Genomic DNA, 24702 nt, shown 5'->3' with positions numbered 1-24702 from the left:
ATTGTTGTGCGCTTCCAGTGCCTATTCACGCACCCGGGAATCCCCGCCATCGCGCCGTCCCGCGAGGCTGCGGAAGGTGATCGACCAGCGCGGAACCTCCATCGGCACGATGCTGTGTTCCCAGTCGTGCCGGATTTCGCCGGACAGATGATAGACCGACCGTGGCGCCAGCAAGGCGGTCCTCCGGTCGAACCCGCCCGGGCGCCGGCGGCGGAACCGCATGGTGGCCGCATGTCCCAGCGAGATGCCGACGACATGCTCGAACACCGGCCGATCCTTGTGCCACCCGATCCCGGCGCCGGGATCATATTGGATGAGCAGTGCCTGGACCAAAGCGTCCGGGCGCACGCCGGCGAACGTGGCGGCACGATCGCGTAGCGGCAACAGCCAATCGGGTATCGCCACCGTCTGGCCCAAACGGCCCTTGTCGAAATCATAACGCCAGCCAAAGCTGGCCGTCAGCCGGCGGCCGACCCAACCTTGAAAGCGGAACGGAGTCAGCGCGGTGTGCCGAAGGGCATGGATCAGTGCCAGCGCTTCGTCCGCATCGACGACATCGGGTGCATAGTGCAGCCATGGCGGCGGCAAGGTGCTTTCAAATAGATCGGGCATGTCATGGGTCATGTGCGTTTAACTTATGTTGCGCCACAGCACTCGTTCCTGTTTCCAGTTCATGTCTAAGAGGAGGGGGCGGCTAAGTAATCGGGAATAAATGATTATCCAGGTTTATTCCCCCTTTCGCGGGTTGCAACCCGGTGAGTTCGGGCATAGCCATGGGGCGTGAAGGACGAAATGATTGCGCAGATCGACCGGGCGTCGATCTTCTTAAAGACCCTTTCCGGCAGAAGCCGCTTGCTGCTGCTATGCCACCTTACGGACGGGGAGAAATCGGTCGGCGAACTCGCCAAGCTGACGGGCGCGCGAGACACCGCCGTGTCGCAGCAGCTGGCGTTGCTTCGGCGCGAAGGCATGGTCAGTGCGCGCCGCGCCGGACAGATGATCTTCTATTCACTGGCCAGCGCGGAAGCACGCGGGATGCTCGAATCGCTCCACGGGCTGTTTTGCGCCGAAGCACCGGCTGAAATCGCCGCATAGACCCGCTTCCGGCTGACCTCAGCCGGTGCTGCGCTCCAGCGCACCGCGCGCGGCGGCGACGATCAGCTCCAGCGGCCGATTGGTGCGGATGCGGTGCCAGGCGGACAGCTCGCCGACCGGTCGCCGCGACTGCTCGCGCACGACGCTTGCCGACGCGTCGGACGCGTCGCTCCTCCGGACGGTGACACGCTCGATCCGGTCGCGTTCGGGCGCTTCCAGCCAGATGCCGATGAACGGGACACGCGCTTTGAGCGCCAGCGCGTGCGCCACATCGCGCTCGCTGCGGTTCATGAACACCGCGTCGAGGATGACCGATGACCCGCAGGCGAGGTGATCGTCCGCCGATTGGAACAACGCCTCATAGGTGTCACGGTCATTCCGCGGCGTATAGTGCGACGGGGCGAGGCGCGCTTCGGGGGCGACACCCGCGAGCCGCTTGCGGAACACGTCGGAGCGGATGACCCGCGCGCCGGGCGGCCGGCCCGAACGGCTCGCCAGCAACCGGGCCAGCGTGGATTTGCCGGTGCCCGACAGCCCGCCCACGGCAATCAGCTGCGCGGCGCTCGGACGCAGGATCCCCTCGGCAAGCGCCGCGTTCCCCGATGCGCCGGCGTGCAGCGACACGAACAGCGGCAGCATCGCCCAGCCGGTCGACCCTTGCGGATGCACGTCGAGATAGCGGTTGGCGAGCACGCTGGCTTCCTGCGCTAAATTGTGGGCGAGCAGCACCGCACCCGCACGGGCGAGGCCGAACAGCACGTCCTCGCCGGTGCCGTCCGCGCCCTGACGCACGCGGCCGGTCTGCGCGCGGCGCTTGAGATGATCGGCCTGCCGCTGCAATTCGGCCTGTTGCACGGGAAGGCGCGCCAGCGACGCCAGATGGTTCAGGAACGGTGCGGCCGCGTCACGCGGCGCTGCCGCATGCGATGCGCCGAGTGCATCGGCCGTGCGACGCAGGATCGGGAAGTCGATGCTCGGTTCGCCGAGCAACGACCCGAGCAGCGCTGACTCGGTTTCGGCTCCTGCCGCCATCTGCATCTCCTCCTGGCCCCATCTATCGCCTTCGGGCCGTTGCTGGCAGCTGTTTTCTGAACGGCGGCTGATGCGTTGCTGCACACGGCTTCTCCGCCGTGGGTGCGATCCGCTGCGCGCCTCTGGCGTTGCGCTGCGCATTCCGGCGAGTTAGGCCGACGTTCAAGGGGGCAGGATGATCAAGCCTAATCGCAGAAGCCGCGGGACCGCGACGGTGCAGGATGTCGCGCGCGCCGCCGGGGTTTCGGCGATGACGGTGTCGCGGGTCGTGAACGGCGGCACCAATGTGCGGGAAAGCACGCGCGAGGCAGTGCTTCAGGCCATTGCGCAGCTCAATTATTCGCCCAACAGTGCCGCGCGCAGCCTGGCGGCGGGGGACGCGGTGCAGATCGGGCTGCTATATTCCAATCCCTCGGCGGCATATCTTTCGCAGTTCCTGATCGGCGCGCTGGCGGCGGCGCGCCGGGCCGGCTGCCACCTGGTGCTCGAAGTGTGCGAGGGCGAAACCCCCGAGGAGCAGGCAGAGGCGACGCGCCAGTTCGCGGCGACCAGCGTCGGCGGCGTGATCCTGCCGCCGCCTTTGTCGGAATCGGCGGCGGTGCGCGACGAACTGGAGGCCGCGGATATCGCATGGGTGTCTGTGGCGATGGGACTGCCGGGCGAAGGGGGCCTCAATGTGCGGATCGACGATTTCGGTGCATCGGCCGCGATGACGCGGCACTTGCTCGATCTGGGTCACCGCCGGATCGGCTTCATCCGGGGCAATCCCAACCAAGCCTCGAGCGCGGAGCGATTTCGCGGCTTTGCTGCGGCGCTGGAGGCGGCGGGGATCGACGCGGGCATCATGCCGGTGGAGCAGGGGGATTTCACGTTCCGATCGGGTATCGATGCGGCCGAGCGGCTGTTCGATGCGCGCCGCCGGCCCACTGCGATCTTTGCCAGCAACGACGACATGGCGGCGGCGGCGGTCGGCGTGGCGCATCGCCGCGGACTGCACGTGCCCCAGGATGTGAGCATCGTCGGCTTCGACGACACCTCGCTCGCCACCACGGTGTGGCCCGAACTCACCACCGTGCGCCAGCCGATCGCGCCGATGGCCGAGGCTGCGCTGAACCTGTTGCTGGCGCGGATCCGTGCCGATCGCCGGGCGGATGGCGGCGACGGGTTGCAGGAACAGGTGCTGGAACATGAACTCGTCGTGCGCGAGTCTTCGGGCCCGCCGCCGGCCTGATCCGACGCAGCTTGCTTTTCGATGTCAGGCGAGCCACCGTTAGCGGTAACAGGCGTTGCGATCGCGGCGCCCAGCGAGAAGGATAGGGGATGGATGCAAGTGCAGAACGGGCCAATATCGGCCTGATCGGCGCCATCGTGGCGGTGGCCACGATCGGCGGACTGCTTTTCGGATATGACAGCGGGGCGGTGAACGGTACCCAGCCGGGGCTCACCCACGCTTTCGCGCTCGACAGTGCGGGGCTGGGCTTCACTGTCGGCTCGCTGCTGATCGGCTGCTTCATCGGCGCGTTCTTCGCCGGCACGCTCGCCGACCGCCTGGGCCGCCGCAACGTGATGCGGGTGTCGGCGGTGCTGTTCCTGATCGGGGCGCTCGCGCAGGGGCTGGTGGCCGACCACACGCTGTTCGTGATCGCGCGCATCATCGGCGGCATGGCGGTGGGTGCGGCTTCGGTGCTGTCGCCGGCCTATATCTCCGAAGTCGCGCCTGCGAACATCCGCGGGCGGATGACCACGGTCCAGCAGATCATGATCATCAGCGGTCTGACCGCGGCGTTCTTCGCGAACTACTACCTCGCCGCCGCGGCGGCGCGGCCCGGCGTGGCCGGCGACGTGCCTTCGCTCAACCCGCTCTGGCTCGGGATCGAGGCGTGGCGGTGGATGTACCTGATGCAGAGCATCCCGGCGGTGATCTTCCTGGTCGCGCTCTACTTCATTCCCGAAAGCCCGCGCTACCTGGTCGCCAAGGGGCGCAACGAGGAAGCGCTGAGCGTGCTCACCCGGCTGTTCGGCACGACGCAGGGTGCGCTCAAGCTCGCCGAGATCCAGGGTAGCTTTTCCAAGGATCACAAGCCGCGCCTTGCCGACGTTCTCGCGCCCACGGGCGGGTTCCTGGGCATCCGATCGATCGTCTGGGCGGGCCTGTTGCTGGCGGTGTTCCAGCAGCTCGTCGGGATCAACGTGATCTTCTATTATGGCGCGACGCTGTGGCAGGCGGCGGGCTTTACCGAGAACGACTCGCTGATCATCAACATCATTTCCGGCAGCATCTCGATCGTCGCCTGTTTTGTCACGGTGGCGCTGGTCGACAAGATCGGCCGCAAGCCGCTGCTGCTGATCGGATCGGCCGGCATGGCGGTCACGCTGTTCATCATGGTCTATGCATTCTCGACCGGGACGATCGAAGGCGAAACGCTGGTGCTGCCGGGCAGCATGGGCAAAGTCGCGGTCGCCGCGGCGCTTGCCTATTCGGCATTGTTCAACATCAGCTGGGGTCCGGTGATGTGGGTGATGCTGGGCGAGATGTTCCCCAACCAGCTGCGCGGTTCGGCGCTAGCGGTGTGCGGCTTCGCGCAGTGGTTCGCCAATTACCTGATCGCGCAAAGCTTCCCGGTGATGCTCGCCGGGCTGGGGCTCGCCACCAGCTACAGCTTCTATGCGATATGTGCGGCGATCAGCTTCTTCCTGGTCCAGAAGTTCATCCACGAGACCAAGGGCAAGGAACTGGAAGCGATGGAAGGGTGAAGCGGAGCGGGCGGCGCGCGGGAGCCCGCCGCCCTCGGCCCTGCCCAAATGGGCAGGAACGCTTCGTCACAATTGACAATCAACTTTTGAAAAGATTGTAAGGCTGCTTCGTTTCGGCTCCGTTTCTTTCGCGCTTGTGTTTACAATCATGTAAACGCCCGAACCGTTACATGAATCGGCCGACTATTCACTTGACGTCGTCCGCGCATGGAATAGCCTGAACCCCGGACCGGTCGCAGGGGACCAGTTCGTGAACAGGGGACGTTCATGATCACCGTACGGAACTCACGCGCATTCCGCGCCGCGTTGCTCACCTCGGCAGCTGCGTTCGGCCTTTCCTTCAGCCCCGCCGCGACCGCGCAGGACGTCGTCGGTCCCGTCGACCGTCCGGTCGCCGACGAAGTGCTGCGCACCGCGCAGAGCGGCATGTCTCCCCTGCTGAACCGCGACGAGAGCCTGCGCGAAGCCTATGCGCCGCGCGGTCCGGAGGTAATCGCCGCACCCACGCCGCAGATCGTAGTCGGCACCCCGGGCACGCCGACCACGGCGCAGGATCCGAACAACGTCACCGGCGTCGGTCAGATGATCGTCGACCAGCAGAACGGCTTTATCGGTACCTGCACCGGCACGCTGATCAACCCGCGCACGGTGATCTTCGCCGCACATTGCGTGAACGATCGGCCCGCCAACGCCTATGGCGAGAATTCCGGGGGGCAGCCGATCGGCTTCGGCTTTGGGAACAACAACAATGCCCCAGGCGCCAGCGCCTTTGGCGGGTGGCTGAACGGCATAGGCGGCGTGCGCTATGCGACGACGATTTCGCGCAACATGTATGACGCGAACTATGTCGCCTATCATCCGCTCTCCACCGAGCCTGCGGCGGCAAGCTTCCTGTATGGCGACGTGGCGGTGGCGTCGCTCGACACGCCGGCGGAAAATGTGCCGACTTGGGCACTGCTGTTTTCGCAACTGCCGGACCCAGGCCCGATCGGCGCCGCGGGCACGGGGTACCATGTCGTGATCGAGGGCTATGGCCGCAATGGCACCGGCACGACTGGCTCCACCGGCAGCGATTATCGGCGCCGGCTGGCGGAGAACATGCTGGGCTCGCTCGCCTCAATCGACGAATTCGAAGGCGCGCTGTTCGGCGCGTCATCAGGCGAGCTCCCGCAGAACCTGTATTGGATCGATTTCGATGATCCGCGGCGTGGTACGGCGGCAGCGGATCCGCGCGACTTCAACGCGTGGCGCGACCAGCCGACGCCGAACGAAGGCACCACGGCTGCTGGCGACTCGGGCGGGCCGCTGATCCTCGACCGTGGTTTCGCCAGGCAGCTGGTGATCGGCGTGCTGTCGGGCGGCTATACCCAGTTCTTCAACGGCGCGCCCGATAACGGCTATGGGACCGCCAGCTTCTATCAGCCGCTGTACCTGTATTGGGACTGGATCGCGGCGAACAACCCGTACCATTACGTTTCCGCCAAGGCGGGGAACGGCAACTGGAACGACTCGACGCACTGGGTTTCGAATCTGGATCCCAATTATCAGATACTGAATGCCAACCGGCAGTTGGTGAACGGCGTGCCGACCGAGCCGGGCGCGCAGAACACCGAACAGCCCGGCTATGGCCAGGCCTGTTTCCAATCGGATGGCTTCAGCGACTGCTATGACGTCGCGACCGGCGAGCGCATCCTGGGATTTCAGCCGATCGGCGCCGCCGACAATAGCAAGGCGACGGTAAGCACCGACAGCTTGAGCGGAGAAGCCGCCAACAACGGAGCCACCGCGTCGGCAGCGACGCTGGAGGGTGGGACGGCGCAAGGCCTCATCAAGACGTCGCCGAACGCCCAGGCCGCCGCGCAGGCGCTGCCGAGCCCGACGCTCGCGAACGGCCTACCCGGCGCGAGCAATTTCGTGCCCGCCAATTTTGACGGCGACCGCCTGACCAACACCGCGCCCCGCTATTACGACGTCACGCTGTCCGCGACGGGCACCACGACGCTGAACAGCGCGGTGGTGGTGGACCGGTTCGCCATGACCGGCGGCGGCGCGATGCTCGACATCACAGCGGGTGGATCGCTCACCAGCCTGATGGACATCTATCAGATCACCGGCACCATGCAGGTGAACGGCACGCTCAACACCACCAGCGATTACCTGATGATGTCGGGCGGGCTGAACGGCACGGGCACGCTCAACGTGCCCTTCTTCGCCAACATGGCTGGCACCATCGCGCCGGGTACGGCGGGCACCACCGGCACGCTGACCTTCCGAGGCAACGTCATCCTCACTTCGGCTTCGACCTATCTGGTCGATTTGTCGAACACCGGGGCATCGGACCTGATCCGCGTGCAGGCGACGACGTTCAACGGCACCACGCCTACCAATGGCCGCGCCGATATCGGCGGCCGGCTGGGGCTGAGCTTCACCAACGCGCTGCGTGCCAATCAGAGCTGGACCATCTTGAGCGCCGAGGGCGGCGTCACTGGACGCTTCGACACGCTGGGCGCGATCAGCGCGATCCTGACGCCACGCCTGACCTATACGGCCAACGCGGTGCAGCTGGCGATCGATGCGGCAAGCTATGCCAGCGTGATCGACCGTGGCTCCTCGGTGCAGGGCGCTTATGCCAGCCTGCTCGACCAGAACCGGGGCAATGCCAGCCAGTTCGATGGCATCTTCGGCCCGCTCGACCTCCAGAGCGCCGGGGTGATCCGCAGCACGCTGGAGGGTCTCGCGCCGACCAGCGAGACGGCAGTGCGGGCCTTGGGACTAGCAGCAGTGGACACGATGTCGGGCATGATCCGCGACCGGCTACAGACGCTGGACCCGATCGCCACCGGCGGAACGCTTGCGCATCTCGGCCAGCCGCTGCGCGTTGCGTCCCTGGGGCTGAGTGCCAGTTCCAACCTCGCCGCGCAGCCGATGCTGGACGGCGGCCAGATGCGCGTGGAGGAGGGCGTGCTGCCCGAGGACATGAGCGCGTTCGTGGCCGGCGGCTACATCGACGGGGACAGCCAGTCGGTGCCGAGCGCCCTGACCGGCGGGCGGCGCGACAATTTCGATGGCTGGTACGCCGCGGCGGGCATCGAGAAGATGGTGGACGAGGCGAGCGCGATCGGCTTTGCCCTTTCCTATAGCGACCTGAGCAGCGATGGCGCGGCGGCAGGGAGCCGGGCCGAGGGACAATTGGTCCAGGGAACGCTGTATGGCAAATATCAGCCGGTCGGCAGTGGCCTGACCTTCGACGTGCAGATGAGTGCCGGCAAGTTCGACACCACCACGCGCCGTGCCGTGGCCTTTCCCGGCGGCGTGTACCGGCTGGAAGCGGACGACGATGCGTTGGCCTTCACCAGCGAAGTGGGCGTCGGCTACCGACTGGATCTGAGCAGCCTGTTCACGCTGACGCCGCGGATCGCCGGGCGCACCAGCGTGGTCGACTTCTCTGACACGATCGAGCGGGGCGGCCCAGTGGCGCTGCGCTATCGCCGGCAGAACCTGAACAGCCAGCAGCTGCGCGGCGGGCTGACGCTGGCGGGCGGGGACATGGCCGTGAAGCCGTTCGTCACCGGCACCTATGTTCATGATTTCGCGGATCGTCCGGGCGTGTTCCTGGCCAACTTCGTGGGATCGCAGACGCCCGGCGCGCTGTTCGGCTTGGCGGGCACCGACCGCGAATGGGCCGAGGTTTCCGGCGGCATCACCGTGCGAACGGCGGGCGTCGACCTGTCGATCGCAGGGGAAACCACGATCTGGCGTGACGAAGTGAAGAACCGCAGCATCCGCGGATCGGTGGGCATCCGCTTCTGATCCTGGCGACACGGGAGAGGGAAGGGGCTGTCCAAGCGGGCGGCCCCTTTCCTTTTCGAAGAGATTGCGACCCGCGAGTGGCTCGGGCTCCTCGCCGGCAAGGTCTGTTGCTGCCTCGTGCTGGCCTGCGCTGTCGAGAGGACGACCGGATGCGCAGCCCAAGCATCTGGCGTGCGGGCGTGGACCGGCCTGTTAAGTTGGCTGTAGATGGAGGAGGCGTGGGCGCTTGGCGGCTCCCTCTAAGGGCTGGCACCGGCCTATTCTATTCGGTTCGGTTCTCGTGATGTTCCGCCGAGATACAGGCTATGGATCGCTCCCTCGCCATCGCCAACGAGTTCTTGCGAAGGCCCGGTGGTACGCTTCTGACGCAGATGCAGCTTCAGAAGCTGGTATATTTTGCCCATGGCTGAAATCTCGCCGTCAACGGCGAACCGCCGAAGGGCCGCGGGCTTGGGCCTATGGCCCTGTGTACCCGGACCTGTACGAACACACCAAGCCCTTTGGCAGTAGTCCCATAGGGCGCCGATCACTCCGGACGACAGCAACGCCGCGCGCTGATTCGGCGGCAGAGCTGAAGCGGTACCGTGTCGCCGCGCCGGCGCACCAATGCCCTGGTAAACGCGCCGCGGCGCGTACCCGCACCAGCCGCCCATCGAGAGGAGGCCAAGTGCAGGCATACTTCAGGTCTGGCTCAGACGCCGATGCGGATGAGGTGGCCGGGCTGGCCGGGGACGCTGACCTGGAACTGGAACAGGTCGCCGGCCTGCGGCTCCTGGTCCTTGCCATCGGGCGTGACATGCTTGTTGGCGGTGGTGGCGAAGACGGTCTTCAGGTCCGCGCCGCCAAAGGCGATCTTGGTGATCGCGCTGACCGGGAACTTCACGTCCTCCAGCAGCTCTCCGGCCGGCGAATAGCGGTGCACCGCCCAGCCATTGTAGAGCCCAACCCAGACACAGCCTTCGCTGTCGACGACGCAGCCGTCGGGGAAACCCTGGCCATAGGGGATGCGGACGAACTCGCGTGGGTTGGTCAGCATGCCGGCCGCGTTGATGTCGCAGGCGTGGATGATGCTGCCGAGCGTATCGACATGGTAGAGCGTCTTGCCATCGGGCGACACGGCCGGTCCGTTGGTGATCGCCACCAGCGGGGTGGTTGCGACGCAGTCACCGGCGTCGCCCAAGCGATAGACCGCGCCGGTGATCGCTTCCTCGCCATCGTCCATGCTGCCGAACCAGAGACGGCCATGCGGATCGACGGTCGCGTCGTTCAGCCGGTTGTTCGGCTTGTCGGGCTCGGGCGTGGCAATGGGGGTGAAGCTGCCGTCGCGCTCATCGAAGCGGGCGACGCCAGTCTTGAGGCCGACGGCGAAGCCGCCGCTTTCGATCGGCAGCACGAAGCTGACCTGCGCGGGGGCGTCCCAGCTCTTCCTGTCGCCATTCGCGGGATCGTAGCGGTGGATCTTGTGGCTCTTGATATCGACGAACCATAGCGCCTGGTCACGTTCCACCCAGACCGGGCCTTCGCCAAGCGGGGCGTGGAGGTCCCAGACGCTGACCGGCTCGGAAGTCACCACCTTGTTCATCAACGCCACCCTGCATCCACGAAATATTCGTGGTTGGTTACCAGCCGGGCATCGTCGGACGCAAGGAACATGGCCATGGCGGCAATGTCATCGGGGATCAGGCGCCCCTTGAGGCACTGGGCGGCGACGATTTCCGCCTCGCCCTCGGGCGTGTACCATTTCTCTTGGCGCGGCGTCTTGACGTTCCCGGGGACGATGCAGACCGAACGGATGTTGTCGGGGCCGAGATCGCGCGCCAGGCTGCGGGTCAGGCCTTCGATCGCTGCCTTGCAGGTCTGGTAGAGCGGCAGCTCCGCGATGGCGAGGTGCCAGGAGATCGAGCCCAGGTTGACGATGACGCCGCCGCCCTTGGCCTTCATGCCCGGCGCGACCGACTGGGCCGCGAAGAACAAGTGGCGCAGATTGACGGCGAAGCGGTTGTCCCAATAATCGGGCGTGACTTGCTCGATCGTGTGGCGATCGTCGTTGCCGGCATTGTTGATGAGGATGTCGAACGCGCCATCGGCGTCGATCAGGCGCTGGATCGTGCCCTGAAGCGCGGGAATATCGGTAAGGTCGACACGCTCGAAGGCCGGGGCGTGCTCGGCGCCGGATAGGCTCTGGACAAGAGTGTGCGAGTCCTGTTCGGCGATGTCGAAGAAGGTGACGCGGGCGCCCTGCGCCGCGAAACCCTCGACCAGGCCCGCACCGATCCCGGAGCCGCCACCGGTGATGAGCACGCGCTTGCCCTTGAGGCTAGGATAGACGGCGCGCAGCGCGCGCGGGAGCGGCGCGGCTTGGAGATCGGCTGGGGACATGTCGGTGAAGTGCCTTGTGTTCAAGCGAGGAGGCCGCGCTGCGCGAGATTGCGCATCAGGTCGCGGATGCCGAAGTCCCAGGGAGCGGCGGCCTTGGACGTGGTCACGCGGTTGACCAGCGTGCCGAGCTTTGGCGTGGAGATGCGGACGATGTCGCCGTCCTTGTGCGTGAAGCCGCGGCCGGGATGATCGCGGTCCTGCACCGGGGCAAAGAGAGTGCCGAGGAACAGCGCGAAGCCGTCGGGGTATTGATGCTCGCTGAGCGCCTGGCGGACCAGTTCGGTGGGATCGCGGCTGATCTCGCTCATCTTGTTGGTGCCGGTGAGGGTGTAGCCCTCTGGACCGGTGATGTGGAGGTCGACCACCGCCGCGCGGACATCGTCCATGGTGAAACGGTCGTCGAACAGGCGGATGAACGGGCCAATGCTGGTCGACGCGTTGTTGTCCTTGGCCTTGCCGAGCAGCAGCGCGCTGCGGCCTTCGAAATCGCGCAAATTCACGTCGTTGCCAAGCGCCGCGCCCTTGGGCGTGCCGGTGCGGTCGACGATCAGGACCACTTCGGGTTCGGGGTTGTTCCAGTGGCTGTCGGAGCGGATGCCGATGTCGCCGCCCCAGCCGATGGCGGAGAGAACGGGCGCCTTGGTGAAGACTTCCGCGTCGGGGCCGATCGCGACTTCAAGATATTGCGACCACATGCCGGCGTCGATCAGCGCGGCCTTGAGGCTGGCGGCCTCGTCACTGCCGGGAACGACCGAGCGGATGCCCGAACCGACCCTGGCTTCCAGGTCGCCGCGAATCTCGGCGGCCTTGTCGGCGTCGCCGCGGGCGCGTTCCTCGATGACGCGCTCGATGGCAGACAGCGCGAAGGTGACGCCGCAGGCCTTCACCACCTGCAAGTCGATGGGGGCGAGCAGCTGAAGGCCGCCGGGGGTGCCGAGTGCTTCGGCCGCGCCGATCACCGGCCCGTCGATCAACGCGATATCGTCGCGCTCGAGCAGGTCGGCGACGGTGGGGGCGGTGGCGGAGACATCATGAAGCTTGCCGTCGCGCACCAGCACGGGGGTAGGGCCGGCGTCGAGGAGGACTCGGCCGACAAGCAACGCCTGGGCGTGATCGTCAGGCAGCAGTGCAGCGGCGGTCGATGCTTCCAAGATCCTCACCTATGTTCCGTGTTCTTGATAGCGGTACCATGCTGCCGCCGGCCTTGCGCTGTCAAGTTGCACCGGCGCGGTCCGGTACGCGCGCTTTCAAATATGAGCGATGATTTCGCGAACGATGGCTTCCCGCGGACGCATGGCGCCGTCCGTGCTCGTCTGGACCACGCGCCACGGTCCGAGCAATCCGGCGGCGACGATCGCCTCGTAATTCGCGCGCACGCGCTGCTGAAGCGCGATGTCGGCTTCATATTCGTCGAAGCTGCGATCGGTGTAGCTGCGCTGCGCCTTTTGGAGGATCAACTCCCGCGCGAGCTCCCATGGCGTGTCCAGATAGAGGGAGAGGTCGGGCCTCGGCAGGGCGAATTGTTCGACCTCAAGCCGGGCGATCCAGTCCATCAACGGGCGGGAAGCCGCCGCTTCCACGCGTGCGCCCTGATAGGCCATGTTGGAGGCGATGTAGCGGTCGAAGATCACCACATCATGCGTGTCGCGCGCTTCGATGATCCGCGGCAGCCATTCCCGCCGGTCGAGCGCATAAAGCACCGCGGCAGCTTCGGCGGTGACGGGGACCGGCATTTCGCCGGCCAGGAAGCGGCCGATGGTCACGCCGGCAACCGTTTCGCCGTAGCGGGGAAAGCCGATCACCACCGCGGATCGTCCGGAAGCGTTCAGCGCATCGCACAGGCCCAACGCGGCGGTGTTCTTGCCGACGCCGTCCGCGCCCTCGATTACGATCAACTTGCCCATGGGTCTGGCCTTACGCGTCCGCGCAGGGCCGCGGAAGGGGCTGTGCTTAGTGAAAGCCGCCAGTCGCCGGACAGGCCAGCAGCGCGCACGAGCCCTGCGAATCGAGCGGCACGATGGCCAGCAGCGGGGCGGCGCCACCGACATGGCGCATCAGCCATCCGGATGCGGAGGGTTGGGGATGGTCGGAGCTGAAGGCGACACCGGTGCCGTCGGTGATCACGCCCAACGTTTCGGGCGGGTTCGGCCAGCGGCCGCCGAGATATTCGAGAAGGTCGAATGCCGCTTCCTGAAGCGCACCTTCTTCGGTGTCCGCGGGGCAGAATCCCTCGGGCTGCGCATTAATCTGCGCTACCACGGAGAGATCATCCCGTTTCCACCAGATAAGGCGCAAGCTGTCGGACGCATTCAATTCAAGCCCCATGAGCAGTCCGGATTCGTCGGGAAGCAGCGGGCGGGCAAGGCGGGCTACAGCTTTGGCCATCGCAGTGAGATGCCGGTTCGGGCGGGGCATCGGCGTCCACCCATGTGTCACAATGGCCATGTCAGTTTCGTTGTGCATCAGGGCTCCCCAAGGCCTGAGCACATTATAGATCGGGAACGGGCCGATCCGTGCAATCGATCAATTAATCAGTCTCAGTGCACCACCGCGCTGGACGCGGAAATGGCGAATGCCAGTTCGACACCGTCAACGCTCGTCGCCGCACCGGCTACCGCGGCACTCAGCTCGCTCGCGTCCACTGCGCGGACGGTGGCGAGGCGGTTGTGCGGCAGGCTCGCGTTCGGCAGCAGCGTTGCGGCAGCAGCCGCGGTAATGCGACGCTTGGGCGCGGGACAGTCGTGTTCGGCCATGACGGCGAAGCGCGGGTCGGCGGCGGCGATCTCGGCGATGGTCTTGGCGGCGCGCTTGGTGATCTGGCGGACGCGCTCCTTGGTCACGCCCGTCTCCAGCGACAGATCATCGAGAGTCGAGGTCTGGAACACGCGCCGGGCGACGATTTCACGGTCGCGCTCGAGCTTGGCTTCGAGCTTCTCCAGCTCGGCGGGATCGATGCCGTGTGTGGCGGTCTTGAGGCGCGGGCCTTCGCGGCGCAGCGCTGCTTCCTGACGCTTCGGACGGGGGCGGCGGGCAAGCGCCTCAATGCCGACCTTGCGCAGGTGATCGACATAAGCGTCGATCAGCGAGGAAATGGCGCCATCGGCGAGATAATCGGAGGCTGCCGATTCCGTGCGCTCCAGTGCGTCCTCGTCGACGATCATCGCTTCAGGCGAGATTTCCTCGCCATCGGGACCGGTGGCGAGCGCGGAGAGCGACACCGTGGTGGCTTCGACCTTCTTGGCCGAGGGGCGCTGATCGGTCATCAGGCGGAAGCGCAGGCTCTGCAGCTCGCCGCGGATCTGCCAGTTCACGAAGGTGGTGAACTGCGCCTTGGCGGGGTCATATGCTTCGATGGCGCGGTGCACGGCGATGGCGCAGCACTGCTCGGCATCGTCGAAGTGCGCGACCAGGCCATATTGGCGGACGAAGTGGCGGATGCGCGGGGCGATCAGCTTGAGGATCTGAGCGAAGGCACGGTCGACATAGACGCGCTGACGGTTGGTCTGCGGCACGTCCTTGGGCGTGTTCTCGATAACAACGGCAACGGCGGCTTCGAGCGCGATCGTGGTCTTCGACATCTGGCTGGCTTCCCTGTTTGTGCCGAACGCGTCCGCGCTCTGTTCACAAGGGGACAAATGCCGTTAACTAGTTAAAGGACTGATAAACCCGCGCTTAGGTGGAAACCCGTAAGGGCAATTCCCGGTGGCGAAAAAAGATCCGTCAAACAGATGATTAACGCCGAGTCTACCTTGATTTTTCAAGGCCGCAGGGCGTTTACAAGTTTCATTATAGGAAGAAAAATCAGGCGGCGGCGAATTGTTCGGGCCGAATTTTCCGCTCGATGAAGCCTAGCAGCCATTGGCGGTGTGCCTGTGTCGCATCGCCAGTGCTGGCGATTCGCTGTTCGGCTGCCGAACTGCCGATCTGCGCGCCCAGCAGCATGCGTGCGCGGCCACCTTCGATCCCGCCCGCCAGAAACTTCTTGGCGTCGCCGAGACCCAGATGGTGGCCCAGATAGGCGGCCTTGGCGAGGGTTTCGGCATCGTTCTGGACGCGAACGCCGGCCTGCTCGAGCCGATTGAGGTTGCTCTTGGCGAGATCAGCGACGCCGAGGATCGATGCCTGCGCATCATACCGAAGCGCGAGGAGTTCGGCGCGTGCCGCCACCTGGACTCGGCCCCGGCCGTCGAGCCAGCCGCGTTCAGCGGCGTGGCTGTTGAGCCAAGTACCCGGCGTTTGGGCAAGGTCCTGCCACGTGCCGCTGAGGAACTGGCCGAGCCCGGCGGCGCTGGAGCGCGGATTGCGCGAATGCGTGTTCCAGGCGCCGTCCGAACCCTTGGCTGCTTCGGCATCGACAATCGCTGCCAAGGCGGAGGCGGGGATGCCGGTGCGCGATTCTGCAAGCGCGAAGACGCCAGCATAGCGGGCGTTGGTGCCAAGTTGCAGGCCACCGCTTGCGACCCCGGCCACCGGCGCGGAGAGTATGGCCGCTGGTTCGGCAAGGCTGCGCTGATGCGCGTCGTCACGCCTGGATCCGCCGCCAAAGCCACCGGCACTCTTGAAGGAAGCCTCTTGGGGCTGAGCGGCCTGTGTGTGGCAGGAACAGGCGCACTGGCATGCGCAATGCGGCGCCGCGCCACCGGCCATCGGCCCGCTCAGCGCGCCGGCGTCACCGCCCAGCAGACCAAGCAGCGAATCCATGTTCATACGGTTGCCGGTCAGCGATGCGCCGTCGCGGTCACCCTTGCTGTCGCCATCGCCCAGTGCGGCGCGCCATAGCCGGTTCGAGAGCGCCGACTGCGCTTCGGTGAAGATGACGTTGGCGCGCTGGGCGGGCGTGAGATTCGCGAGTTCGGTGCGGGCGATCATCGACCGCGGACCTTCCGACGCGCGGCGAGGAACTTCGCGGCGGCGATATCGTCGATCGCGCCCTGTTCGGCGACCGCGGCGGTGCGATCGGCATCGTCCTGATACCGTTCGGCGGCACCTTCGATCGCGCGCATCGTGCCATAAACTTCGACCGTTTGGTCACGCAGCGCGCCAAGGCGGATCTGTGCGTGGTTCGCGGCATCGTTCAGGCGAATACGCTCAGCCTTCATGCGCGCGGTGTAGGCGTCACTTGCAAAGGGCATGGCGTAAGCGAGTGCGCGTTCTTCGCGCAGCGTCGCTTCATGCGCGCGGGTCTGCGTGTCGAGCGTGGCGATGCGGTCGACCTCGGTGCTGATCGATGCCTTCAGGGCGTCGACTTCCCGGCGATGTACGCGAAGGGCGGTATCAAAAGGCGTCATTGGGCGGCCACGATTTCGGCAAGCGCGGCAAAGGCTGCATCAGCATTGCCCGGGTCGTGCTTACCCTGGTTGATGAGTTGCTCGATCTGCGGCGCGAGGGCGACGGCGCGATCGACTTCTTCGGATGACCCGGCCTTGTAGGCGCCGAGCCGGACCATTTCCTCCATGTCGGAAAAGGTCGACATCAGCTTTCGCGCGGCGAGGCGCGTCGCGTTCTGATCGTCGTTCATGCAGTGCGGCAGGGTGCGCGACACCGACTTGAGCACGTCGATAGCCGGGTAGCGGCCACGTTCGGCAATGGCACGGCGCATCACGACGTGTCCGTCGAGGATTCCGCGAACCGCGTCGGCGACCGGTTCGTTGTGATCGTCGCCATCGACCAGCACGGTGAACAGGCCGGTGATCATGCCCGATCCGGGACCGCCGGGTCCGGCACGTTCCAGCAGGCGGGGCAATTCGGCGAAGACCGTGGGGGTATAGCCCTTGGTCGCCGGGGGCTCGCCTGATGCCAGGCCGATCTCACGCTGGGCCATGGCAAAGCGCGTGACCGAGTCCATCAGGCAGAGGACATTCAGGCCCTGGTCGCGGAAATGCTCGGCGACCGCCATGGTCGTCCACGCCGCTTGGCGGCGCATCAGCGCAGGCTCGTCAGAGGTGGCGACGACGACGACCGAGCGGGCCATGCCCTCTGGACCCAGATCGTCCTCGATGAATTCCTGCACTTCGCGGCCGCGTTCGCCGATCAGGCCGATCACCGCCACGTCGCAATTGGTCCAGCGGGCGAGCATGGAGAGCAGCACCGACTTGCCTACGCCCGAACCTGCGAACAGGCCGAGACGCTGCCCCAGGCAAAGCGGCACGAACAGGTCGAGCGTGCGCACGCCAGTTTCGATGCGCTGGCCGACGCGGCCGCGGCTGGAGGCGGCGGGGGGCGAGGCCTTGATCGGCTGGGGATCGGCGCCGTTGGGCAGCGGGCCCAAGCCGTCAACCGGGCGGCCAAGGCCATCGATCATGCGGCCGAGCCAGGCGGAGGAGGGGCGGACGCTGAACTGGCCGGCGGCGAGATCCGCGCGCGCGCCAAGGCCCACGCCCTGGGGATCGGTAAAGGGAAGGCAGAGCGCCACTTCGCGGTCGAGCGCCGTCACTTCGGCCTCGACCTTGCCGTTCGCGCCGAAGATCTCGACCCGGCTGCCGATCTGGGCGACGCCGGTGAGGCCTTCGACTTCGATCAAGGCACCGCGTACCGCGACAACGCGCCCGAACCGACGGTCGGGCACCATGTCACGAATGGCGCGGGCTGCGCTGGCGAGCGTCTGCACGAGCGTCTAGCCTCAGGCGGCCTGGGCGGCTTCGTCGGCTTCGCTTTCGAACGCGATCAGATCGCGCGCGGCAGACAGTGCCTTGTAATATTCGCCCTGCGCGATGTCCTGCGCGAAGGCGATGCATGCCGAGCGTGCCGCGTCGGAAGCAAAGCGGGAGACCAGCAGACCGAGCAGCGTGACCACCGTGTCCTGATGCGACTGGCGATTGTCCGGATCGATATAAGCGAGCATGGCGGCGAAATAAAGCTGGCGCGCCGGGGTGGTCGCTTCCTCGGGACGCATCACTTCGCGTCCGCGCAGGATCGAAACCTGGTTCTCGACCGCGAACTGCGTGCGGCCGACCGCGCGGATGACCGCGCCGTTGATGATCGCTTTTTCTCCATCGCGAAGCGTGATGCGGAGCATGGGAACAAACCTTTTCCTGGGTGTTGCGAGTATTATAGGAGCATGTGCGCACGGTGATGCGATCGGGCGGCAAAATTTGCCTACTCCCCGCAATCATCCGGAAGCGGTGGCCTATTATTCAGCCAAATTTCGCGCTTCGTTGGGTCGACCCGTTCTGCGTCCTATTATGCTGACCATGGCTCGCGGGAACGGCGGGCGATCGTCAGGAGTGCAAAAACTTGAGCCTATATTCCGCTCTTTATGCCGGTGTGTCCGGTCTGAGTGCACAGTCGGCCGCGATGGCAACCGTCGCCGACAACATCACCAACATCAACACCGTCGGATATAAGGGCGTCGAAGCCCAGTTCCGCACGCTGGTGACCGATGGCCGGGCAAAGGCCAATTATTCCGCAGGCGGCGTGGCCGCTGCGCCCACCGCACTGGTTTCCAAGCAGGGCCTGCTGCAGGCCTCGGGCAGCTCGACCGACCTCGCCATCGACGGCGGCGGCTTCTTCGTGACCCGCACCGGCACCGGCGATGACAGCTCGGTGTCGTTCACGCGCGCTGGATCGTTCAAGCAGGACGAAGAAGGTTTTCTGCGCAACTCGTCGGGCCTGTATCTTCAGGGCTGGCGCATCGACAATTCGGGTTCGTACCAGAACACCGGCAGCCTGGACCAGCTGGAGCCGGTTCGCGTGAGCGATCTGGTGGGTACCGCTTCGCCGACCACCCGCCTGCAGATGCGCGCAAACCTTCAGACGGACGCAGTCGTCGGAACGCCCGAGGGCACATTCACGCGCCCCTTCGAAGTGTATGACTCGCAGGGCGGAGCACACACGCTCACCACTACCTTCACCAAGACCGCCCCTAATAACTGGACGGTCACGATCAGCTCGCCGGATGCTACGCCGACCCAGATCGCGACCGGCACTATGGTGTTCAACGGCGACGGCAGCTTGAAGTCGATCACGGGGCTCGACCAAGACGCCGCAACCGGCGGGGTTCAGATCAAGCCGAATTGGGTGAATGCAAACGCCGACGCCGAATACATCAGCCTCCAGTTCGGCACGCCGGGTGATCCGACGGCGGCGACTCCCACGCCTGGCGGCATCGACGGCATCACGCAGTTCGGTGGCGTCTCGTCGGTCGTGTCGTCCAACGTCAATGGCGGCCTGTTGGGCAACCTGGTGAGCGTGGACGTCAGCAAGTCGGGCCGCGTCAACGCGATCTTCGACGATGGCAGCACCCGCGAGGTGTTCCAGCTGCCGATCGCGACCTTCCAAAACCCGGACGGCCTTACCCGCCTGTCGGGCAACGCCTACACGGTCAGCAAGGCTTCGGGCGGCGTCACGCTGAACGAGCCGGGTTCGTTGGGCGCGGGCGATATCGCCTCCAGCTCGCTGGAAGCATCGACGGTCGACCTCGCCAGCGAGTTCACCAACATGATCCGCTTCCAGCGCGCCTACAGCGCGTCGTCCAAGATCATCACCACCGTGGACGACATGCTCCGCGAAGTGAGCGACCTGAAGCGTTAATCTTTTAGAGCGAGACGGATTGGCGATGGCGCTCAACGACATACTCAGCTCCGCAACTTCAGGCCTTGCTGCGGCACAGGCCGGGTTGCGCGCTGTTTCGAACAACATCGCCAATGTCGGCGTGACGGGTTACGCGCGCCAGCGCGTCGACCTGTCCGCCGGGGTGACGTCCGGGCAGGTCAACGGCGTCGTGGTGGGGCAACCCACCCGCGTCGCTGACAAGTTCCTGGAAGCTACGGTTTACCGCCGGGCGGGTGATTACGGCCGCGCGGAGGCGAGCTCAACTTATCTCGACCGGCTTCAGGCGCTGCTTGGCCAGCCCGGTTCTTCCACGGGTCTGCCCGCGCGCCTCGACTCGATCTCGAAGTCCGCGATTGCAATGACGGGTTCTCAGGCATCCGAGCAGACGACCGCCGTCTTCAACGCGGATGTGCAGGACGCGATCACGTCCATGCAGCAGATGCAGGAGGACGTCGCGGGCTTGCGCGGCGACGTGGAGGCAGAAGTCGGCTATTCGGTCGATAAGATCAATTCGCTGCTGTCGCGCATCCACGATCTGAACGGCACCGTTGCCTCGGCAACCGGGCTCGGCAAGGATGCCGGCGGTGCTGCGGACCAGCGGATGAACGCGATCCAGGAACTGAGCGGCCTGATGGCGGTGACCGTCCGTGAACAGCCCGACGGCCGCGTTTCGATCGAAACCACCACTGGCCAGCCGCTGCTCGACAAGAAGCTGCGTCAGCTTTCTTATCCAACCGCCGGCGGCGGCACGTCGCAACCTACCTACCCCAGCATCGAAATTCGATTTGCGAACGCGGACGGCAGCCCTGGCGTGGCGAGCGGCGACAAGATCGACGGCGCCGCGATTGGCGGCAAACTGGGCGGGTTGATCGATTTGCGCGACCGCGCCCTGCCGGCTTTCACCGACCAGCTGGGGACGCTCTTCGGCGGCTTGGCGCAGTCGTTGAACAAGGTGGCGAATGCCGGATCGACCGTGCCGCCGCCCGCAAGCCTGGATGGCCGGCAGACCGGCCTGGTCGGCGGCGACCGCCTCGGCTTCACCGGGGCCGCGACCTTCGCTGTGACAAAGTCGGACGGTACGCTGGTCGCCTCGAAGCGCATCGACTTCGACGCCCTTGGACCCAACGCCACCATCGATGACATGGTTTCGGCCATCAACATTGGCCTGGGCGGCAGCGCAACCGGAGTGGGCGGCGCTGCGACCGCCAGCTTTGTCGACGGCAAGCTGAAGATCACTGCGAACGGCAGCGGCAATGGCGTGGCCATCGGGCAGGACGCCACCTCGCCCAGCGCCCGCGGCGACGTCGGCGTGTCGCAGTTCTTCGGCTTGAACGACATGATCCGCAGCGACAGCAGCTCGCTGGTGCCCTCAGGCTTCGCGCTCGGCGACAAGCATGGCTTTGCCGCGGGTGAGACGACGCAGATGGTACTGCGTGACGCCATGGGCCGCGTGCTCGCCAATCACACGCTGGAGCCCGCTGCGGGCGGAACGTTCGGCGATCTGGTCGATGATCTGAACGCCAGCCCGCTTGGCGACTTCGGTGACTTCGCACTGGACGACAAGGGCCGGTTGCAATTCCAGCCGGGCACCGGGTCGGCAGGTGCCAACCTGTCCGTTCCCGCGGACTCCACCAACCGCTTCGACACGGGCCGAACGTTTTCCTCGCTGATGAGCGTGACTGGCGCGAGCTCCGGGCTTAGCGACAGCCAAGTTCGCGCGGACATCCTGTCTAGCCCGGGCCGATTGCCGCTTGCTCAACTGCAGACCAACGCTGCCGTCGGCACCAAGGCGTTGGGGGCAGGCGACCTCCGGAACGCCACCGCCTTCGTCAACCAGCTCGATGCAGCGGTGGATTTCGGCAAGGGTGGTACCGCCACGCTGGAGCGTTTCTCCAGCCTGTTTCTGGGCCGCGTCGGCTTGGAGGCAAGCCAGGCGGACTCCAGGCTGACCGACTCTGCCGCGCGCATGGACGATGCAGTGAACCGGCGGGACAGCTTCGCTGGCGTTAACATCGACGAGGAACTCGCTCAGATGGTGGTGTTGCAGAACAGCTATTCCGCCGCCGCACGTGTCATTTCGACGGCCAGCGAGATGTACGACACCCTGTTGAACATGGTCTGACAAGGATAGATATCGATGGCACGCGTTGCTACCATTCCGCTTCAGCGCACTATGTCCAGCGCCATTCAGCGTTCGCAGGAGAAGCTGGCGATCACTCAGGCCCAGCTTTCTACGGGCAAAAAGGCGACGACGTTCGCCGACTTGGGCACTGAGACCGTTCGCAACCTTTCCGCGCACAGCATGCTGTCCCGGCAGCAGGCACAGGCCACCGTCTCCAAGCGCGTCGACACCACCCTTTCGCTGTACCAGGGGAGCCTGGAGGCGATCGACACGGCCGCAGGGGATCTGCGTACGAGCATCTTGAGCGCGATCGGTACCGGCAAGGCCGATGGTCTGCAGGAAGCGGTTCAGTCGGCGTTCCACCAATATCGCAGCGCCCTGAACCTCTCCGAAGGTGGCGCACCGTTGTTCGGCGGAGCGCAGACGAACGGGAGTCCTTTCAAGCCCCAAACACTGGCCGACGTGGCTGCAGCGGATGGCGCCGCTGCGTTCCAGGATGACGAGGTGCGTTCCACGGCGCGTATCGCCGATGGCGTGGACATCACCTACGGGATCTCCGCGAGCGCGGCCGGCAAGGATCTATATGATGCGTTTCGTACGTTGGCACAGGCGGGGCCTTTCTCCGAGGAGCCGACCGCAGGCCAGATCACCGCGCTGAAGACCGCGATGGATCAGCTCGACAAGGGGCTGGCATCTACTCGGAGCGTGAACGCCGAGAATGGCCGCAAGCAGGCACAGGTCGAGACGCTGGCCAAGCGCAACGATGAGCGTGCCGTGCTGCTGAGCGCGGTGATCGAAAGCAATGAAGACGCGGACCTGGGGCAGGTTGCGATCGATCTCGCCCAGCAGAAGACCGTTCTTGAGGCGAGCTATTCGGTGTTCTCGCAGCTGAGTGGGCTCAGTCTGGTGAACTACCTGCGCTGAGCACCTGAGCATGCAACGAAAAAGCCCCGCTTTCGCGGGGCTTTTTTGTACCTGAAGTAATTGGAGGGTGGATCAGGTGGCGGCGTCGAGCAGGTCGGCGAGCGACCCTGCCGGGCTTGCGTCCGGGATCGCACCCATCGCCGCGCTGAGCGTTGCGGGATCGATGTTGCTGAGCTTGCCGGTGAGGACATCGAACGCCTGGCCGCTTGGCAGCGGCTTGAACGCGCCGAAATACCGCGCGCGCAGCTTTTGCAGCCTAGCCTCGTCGCCGATCATGCCCAGCGCGACGGCTTGACGCAGCACTGCAGCTTGTTGAGGCTGGTTCATTCCCTGCGGTGCAGGCAGCGCGGCTTCGTTTTCAGTGACGAAGCCGCCCCAATCCTTCGCCCGCCAATGCAGCTCGGCCTTGACTGAAGCGCCACCGGGCACACCTTCAAGCGCGGCCATGGCGGCTGCGTCGCGGCCGAGCTTATGCAGCGCAACCGCTTCCATTCGCTTGCGGTCTTGCCGCATGCCTTCGGTATAGCTGGGCTGTTCGGTCTCTTGGAGGATCTTAAGCGCACGGTCCGGACGGCCGGCAAGGATTTGAAGCGAGGCGACCTTTACTGAAAGCGGGCCCTGCGCGACATCCTGCGCACGCTGGGTCAGCTGATATTGCAGCAGTTCGGCGGCACGGCCGTAAAGGCCCCCCTCCTGAAGCCGGTCAGCCAGATGGAGCACGAGCAGGTCGCCTTCGGCGCCCCCCGGCGCCAATTCACGGTAATCCCAATAAAGACCCGCAGCATCGGCAAGCGGAACGCCGCTGCCGGGGGCGAGGATTGCGGCCATCTGGCGTTGAACGGTCGCCAGCATCGGGGCGGCTTCCTTGCCGAGCTTGTAATAGCGGAACAAGGTCGCGCCGGCGCGTAGCTGACCACCCAGATCGTTTGCGTCGCCGGCGAGCTTGAAGGACAAGCGCAGCGCCTGTTCCTCCACCTGGCCACCGCGCCAGCGATACCGCAAGCCATCGAGCTGCTTCTGCGCCGTTGCCGCGTTGATCTTGTGCGCGGCGAACTGGGACTGCGTCAGTGCGAGATCGGCTTCGGCCTGGACCTCTGGCGATCCGCTCCGCTTGGCGCGCTCAAGGCTGAGCTTGCCGCTGTCGAGTTCGCCCGCGGCGACCAGCGCGCGGCCGCGCAGCAGATTGGCATCTGGGTTTTGCTCGCTGAAGAGCTTGAGCCAGGCAAGAGCGGGCTGGGGCTGTCCGGTGTCGATCGCGGCGCGGGCGGCGGCAAGTACGAAGGGCGCGCGATCATTGGGCGTGCGGCCGTTGATGGCGGGCAGGGCACAGTTGATCTGGCCGACCGCAGCGGCCGCTGAGCCATTGGCCGCGAGTGCGCGTAGGCGCCAAGCGCAGGCTTCGGGATTGCCGGCGAGGTCTGGGTTGCCCATGGCTTCGACCGCTTCGATGTTGCGGCCGAGCAGCGTCAGGGCGACGCCGCGGGCGAGCTGATAAGGAAGCACGAGCTTCAAGTCCTCATCGGACTTTGCCATCACGTCGAGCACGCCGATCGCTTCGGCGCCACGTTCCTTGGCGAGCAGGCCAAGCGCGAAGCTCCAGCGCGCCGCCTGGCGCTTGCTGGGGGCGGCGGTGGCGAGCAGGTTCCAGGCCTGATCGCCGACGGGGCCATGCCAGCCGGCACCGCCGGTAATCGGTGGAGCCTCGGCGAGTTCGGCGGCGAAGGGCGGCAGCCCGCCGACCGGCGCAGGGGCAACGGAAGCGGCGGAGGCGCTGAGTGCGAGCAGGGCAGTGCGCATCAGCCGAGTCCCAGCGGACGGACAATCGCGACGACGGCCCCGCCGACCGCGCAGGCGATCACGAACAGCGCGGCGCCCAGAATGGGCAGCCCCGCCGGCTTCTCGGGCACCGGCAGAGCGGCAGGCGCAGTAGATAGCGCACCGGAGGAATCATCGGTGCGACGCATCTGCGGACCGCTGCTGCTGTCCGAGACCACGCGCATTTTTCCGGGGCGTTGATCAAAGCTCAAGGAAACACC

Annotated in this window: 21 protein-coding genes; 7 read left to right on the top strand and 14 right to left on the bottom strand. The window is 65.7% G+C overall.

Annotated features, from left to right (window positions below):
• Window positions 1–21 precede the first annotated feature (21 nt).
• A complete protein-coding gene (locus FHT02_RS09985; RefSeq protein WP_221239394.1) occupies window positions 22–612 on the bottom strand; it encodes an alpha-ketoglutarate-dependent dioxygenase AlkB in 591 nt (196 codons plus the stop codon).
• A 168-nt stretch (window positions 613–780) separates the two neighbouring features.
• Here FHT02_RS09985 and FHT02_RS09980 point away from each other — a divergent pair, with 168 nt between their 5' ends.
• Complete coding sequence (locus FHT02_RS09980) at window positions 781–1095, top strand: ArsR/SmtB family transcription factor (RefSeq protein WP_343056897.1); 315 nt, start codon at window positions 781–783, stop codon at window positions 1093–1095.
• Between the two features lie 18 nt (window positions 1096–1113).
• On the opposite strand, the gene FHT02_RS09975 is transcribed toward FHT02_RS09980, so the two are convergent.
• Entirely contained in the window at window positions 1114–2127 is a 1014-nt protein-coding gene (locus FHT02_RS09975) for a P-loop nucleotide/nucleoside kinase family protein (RefSeq protein WP_184086984.1), read from the bottom strand.
• A gap of 175 nt (window positions 2128–2302) precedes the next feature.
• On the opposite strand from FHT02_RS09975, the gene FHT02_RS09970 reads away from it, so the two are divergent.
• The 3 genes from FHT02_RS09970 to FHT02_RS09960 all read left to right on the top strand — a co-directional run bounded on the left by FHT02_RS09970 (window position 2303) and on the right by FHT02_RS09960 (window position 8691).
• Window positions 2303–3358 carry a LacI family DNA-binding transcriptional regulator gene (locus tag FHT02_RS09970; protein WP_184086982.1) on the top strand — a complete coding sequence of 352 codons (1056 nt, stop codon included), beginning with the start codon at window positions 2303–2305 and terminating at the stop codon, window positions 3356–3358.
• Between the two features lie 89 nt (window positions 3359–3447).
• The gene (locus FHT02_RS09965; RefSeq protein WP_184086980.1) at window positions 3448–4881 is read left to right on the top strand and encodes a sugar porter family MFS transporter; all 1434 of its coding nucleotides are present in this window, start codon (window positions 3448–3450) and stop codon (window positions 4879–4881) included.
• A 267-nt stretch (window positions 4882–5148) separates the two neighbouring features.
• On the top strand, window positions 5149–8691 hold the full coding sequence (locus FHT02_RS09960) for an autotransporter domain-containing protein (protein WP_184086978.1): 3543 nt from the start codon (window positions 5149–5151) through the stop codon (window positions 8689–8691).
• Window positions 8692–9382: 691 nt separating this feature from the next.
• On the opposite strand, the gene FHT02_RS09955 is transcribed toward FHT02_RS09960, so the two are convergent.
• From FHT02_RS09955 to FHT02_RS09910, 10 genes are all read right to left on the bottom strand, one after another.
• Window positions 9383–10273: an SMP-30/gluconolactonase/LRE family protein gene (locus FHT02_RS09955; RefSeq protein ID WP_184086976.1), complete on the bottom strand. Its 891-nt coding sequence runs from the start codon at window positions 10271–10273 to the stop codon at window positions 9383–9385.
• Entirely contained in the window at window positions 10273–11070 is a 798-nt protein-coding gene (gene xylB, locus FHT02_RS09950) for a D-xylose 1-dehydrogenase (protein WP_184086974.1), read from the bottom strand. Before xylB ends, FHT02_RS09955 begins: the two co-directional genes overlap by 1 nt.
• Before the next feature lie 20 nt (window positions 11071–11090).
• The gene (locus FHT02_RS09945) at window positions 11091–12224 is read right to left on the bottom strand and encodes a fumarylacetoacetate hydrolase family protein (protein WP_343056904.1); all 1134 of its coding nucleotides are present in this window, start codon (window positions 12222–12224) and stop codon (window positions 11091–11093) included.
• A gap of 93 nt (window positions 12225–12317) precedes the next feature.
• Window positions 12318–12974: a dTMP kinase gene (locus FHT02_RS09940; RefSeq protein ID WP_184086972.1), complete on the bottom strand. Its 657-nt coding sequence runs from the start codon at window positions 12972–12974 to the stop codon at window positions 12318–12320.
• A gap of 46 nt (window positions 12975–13020) precedes the next feature.
• Window positions 13021–13533, bottom strand: coding sequence for a hypothetical protein (locus FHT02_RS09935; protein WP_246352290.1), 513 nt, complete (start codon window positions 13531–13533; stop codon window positions 13021–13023).
• A 74-nt stretch (window positions 13534–13607) separates the two neighbouring features.
• The gene (locus tag FHT02_RS09930) at window positions 13608–14648 is read right to left on the bottom strand and encodes a sigma factor-like helix-turn-helix DNA-binding protein (RefSeq protein WP_184086970.1); all 1041 of its coding nucleotides are present in this window, start codon (window positions 14646–14648) and stop codon (window positions 13608–13610) included.
• Window positions 14649–14871: 223 nt separating this feature from the next.
• Window positions 14872–15939 carry a peptidoglycan-binding protein gene (locus FHT02_RS09925; RefSeq protein WP_184086968.1) on the bottom strand — a complete coding sequence of 356 codons (1068 nt, stop codon included), beginning with the start codon at window positions 15937–15939 and terminating at the stop codon, window positions 14872–14874.
• The gene (locus FHT02_RS09920; RefSeq protein WP_184086965.1) at window positions 15936–16358 is read right to left on the bottom strand and encodes a hypothetical protein; all 423 of its coding nucleotides are present in this window, start codon (window positions 16356–16358) and stop codon (window positions 15936–15938) included. Before FHT02_RS09920 ends, FHT02_RS09925 begins: the two co-directional genes overlap by 4 nt.
• Window positions 16355–17677, bottom strand: a complete 1323-nt coding sequence (fliI, locus tag FHT02_RS09915; RefSeq protein ID WP_184086963.1) for a flagellar protein export ATPase FliI — start codon at window positions 17675–17677, stop codon at window positions 16355–16357. The genes FHT02_RS09920 and fliI overlap by 4 nt, the downstream gene beginning before the upstream one ends.
• Before the next feature lie 12 nt (window positions 17678–17689).
• Window positions 17690–18085: a flagellar biosynthesis repressor FlbT gene (locus tag FHT02_RS09910; RefSeq protein WP_184086961.1), complete on the bottom strand. Its 396-nt coding sequence runs from the start codon at window positions 18083–18085 to the stop codon at window positions 17690–17692.
• 218 nt (window positions 18086–18303) lie between these two features.
• Between FHT02_RS09910 and flgE the strand changes: the two genes are divergently transcribed.
• The 3 genes from flgE to FHT02_RS09895 are packed head-to-tail and all read left to right on the top strand — an operon-like array spanning window position 18304 to window position 22666.
• Entirely contained in the window at window positions 18304–19599 is a 1296-nt protein-coding gene (gene flgE / locus FHT02_RS09905; protein WP_184086959.1) for a flagellar hook protein FlgE, read from the top strand.
• Window positions 19600–19624: 25 nt separating this feature from the next.
• Window positions 19625–21742 carry a flagellar hook-associated protein FlgK gene (gene flgK / locus FHT02_RS09900; protein WP_184086957.1) on the top strand — a complete coding sequence of 706 codons (2118 nt, stop codon included), beginning with the start codon at window positions 19625–19627 and terminating at the stop codon, window positions 21740–21742.
• A 15-nt stretch (window positions 21743–21757) separates the two neighbouring features.
• Window positions 21758–22666 carry a flagellin gene (locus FHT02_RS09895; protein ID WP_184086955.1) on the top strand — a complete coding sequence of 303 codons (909 nt, stop codon included), beginning with the start codon at window positions 21758–21760 and terminating at the stop codon, window positions 22664–22666.
• A gap of 72 nt (window positions 22667–22738) precedes the next feature.
• Here FHT02_RS09895 and FHT02_RS09890 read toward each other — a convergent pair whose 3' ends face one another.
• Entirely contained in the window at window positions 22739–24463 is a 1725-nt protein-coding gene (locus FHT02_RS09890; protein ID WP_184086953.1) for a hypothetical protein, read from the bottom strand.
• Window positions 24463–24630: a hypothetical protein gene (locus FHT02_RS09885; protein WP_184086951.1), complete on the bottom strand. Its 168-nt coding sequence runs from the start codon at window positions 24628–24630 to the stop codon at window positions 24463–24465. Before FHT02_RS09885 ends, FHT02_RS09890 begins: the two co-directional genes overlap by 1 nt.
• Window positions 24631–24702 lie beyond the last annotated feature (72 nt).

This window comes from Sphingomonas xinjiangensis (assembly GCF_014199255.1).
GTDB classification, from domain to species: domain Bacteria; phylum Pseudomonadota; class Alphaproteobacteria; order Sphingomonadales; family Sphingomonadaceae; genus Sphingomonas; species Sphingomonas xinjiangensis.
Note: the sequence above shows the minus strand (reverse complement) of the source record. Positions and strands in the feature narration are given on the sequence as shown.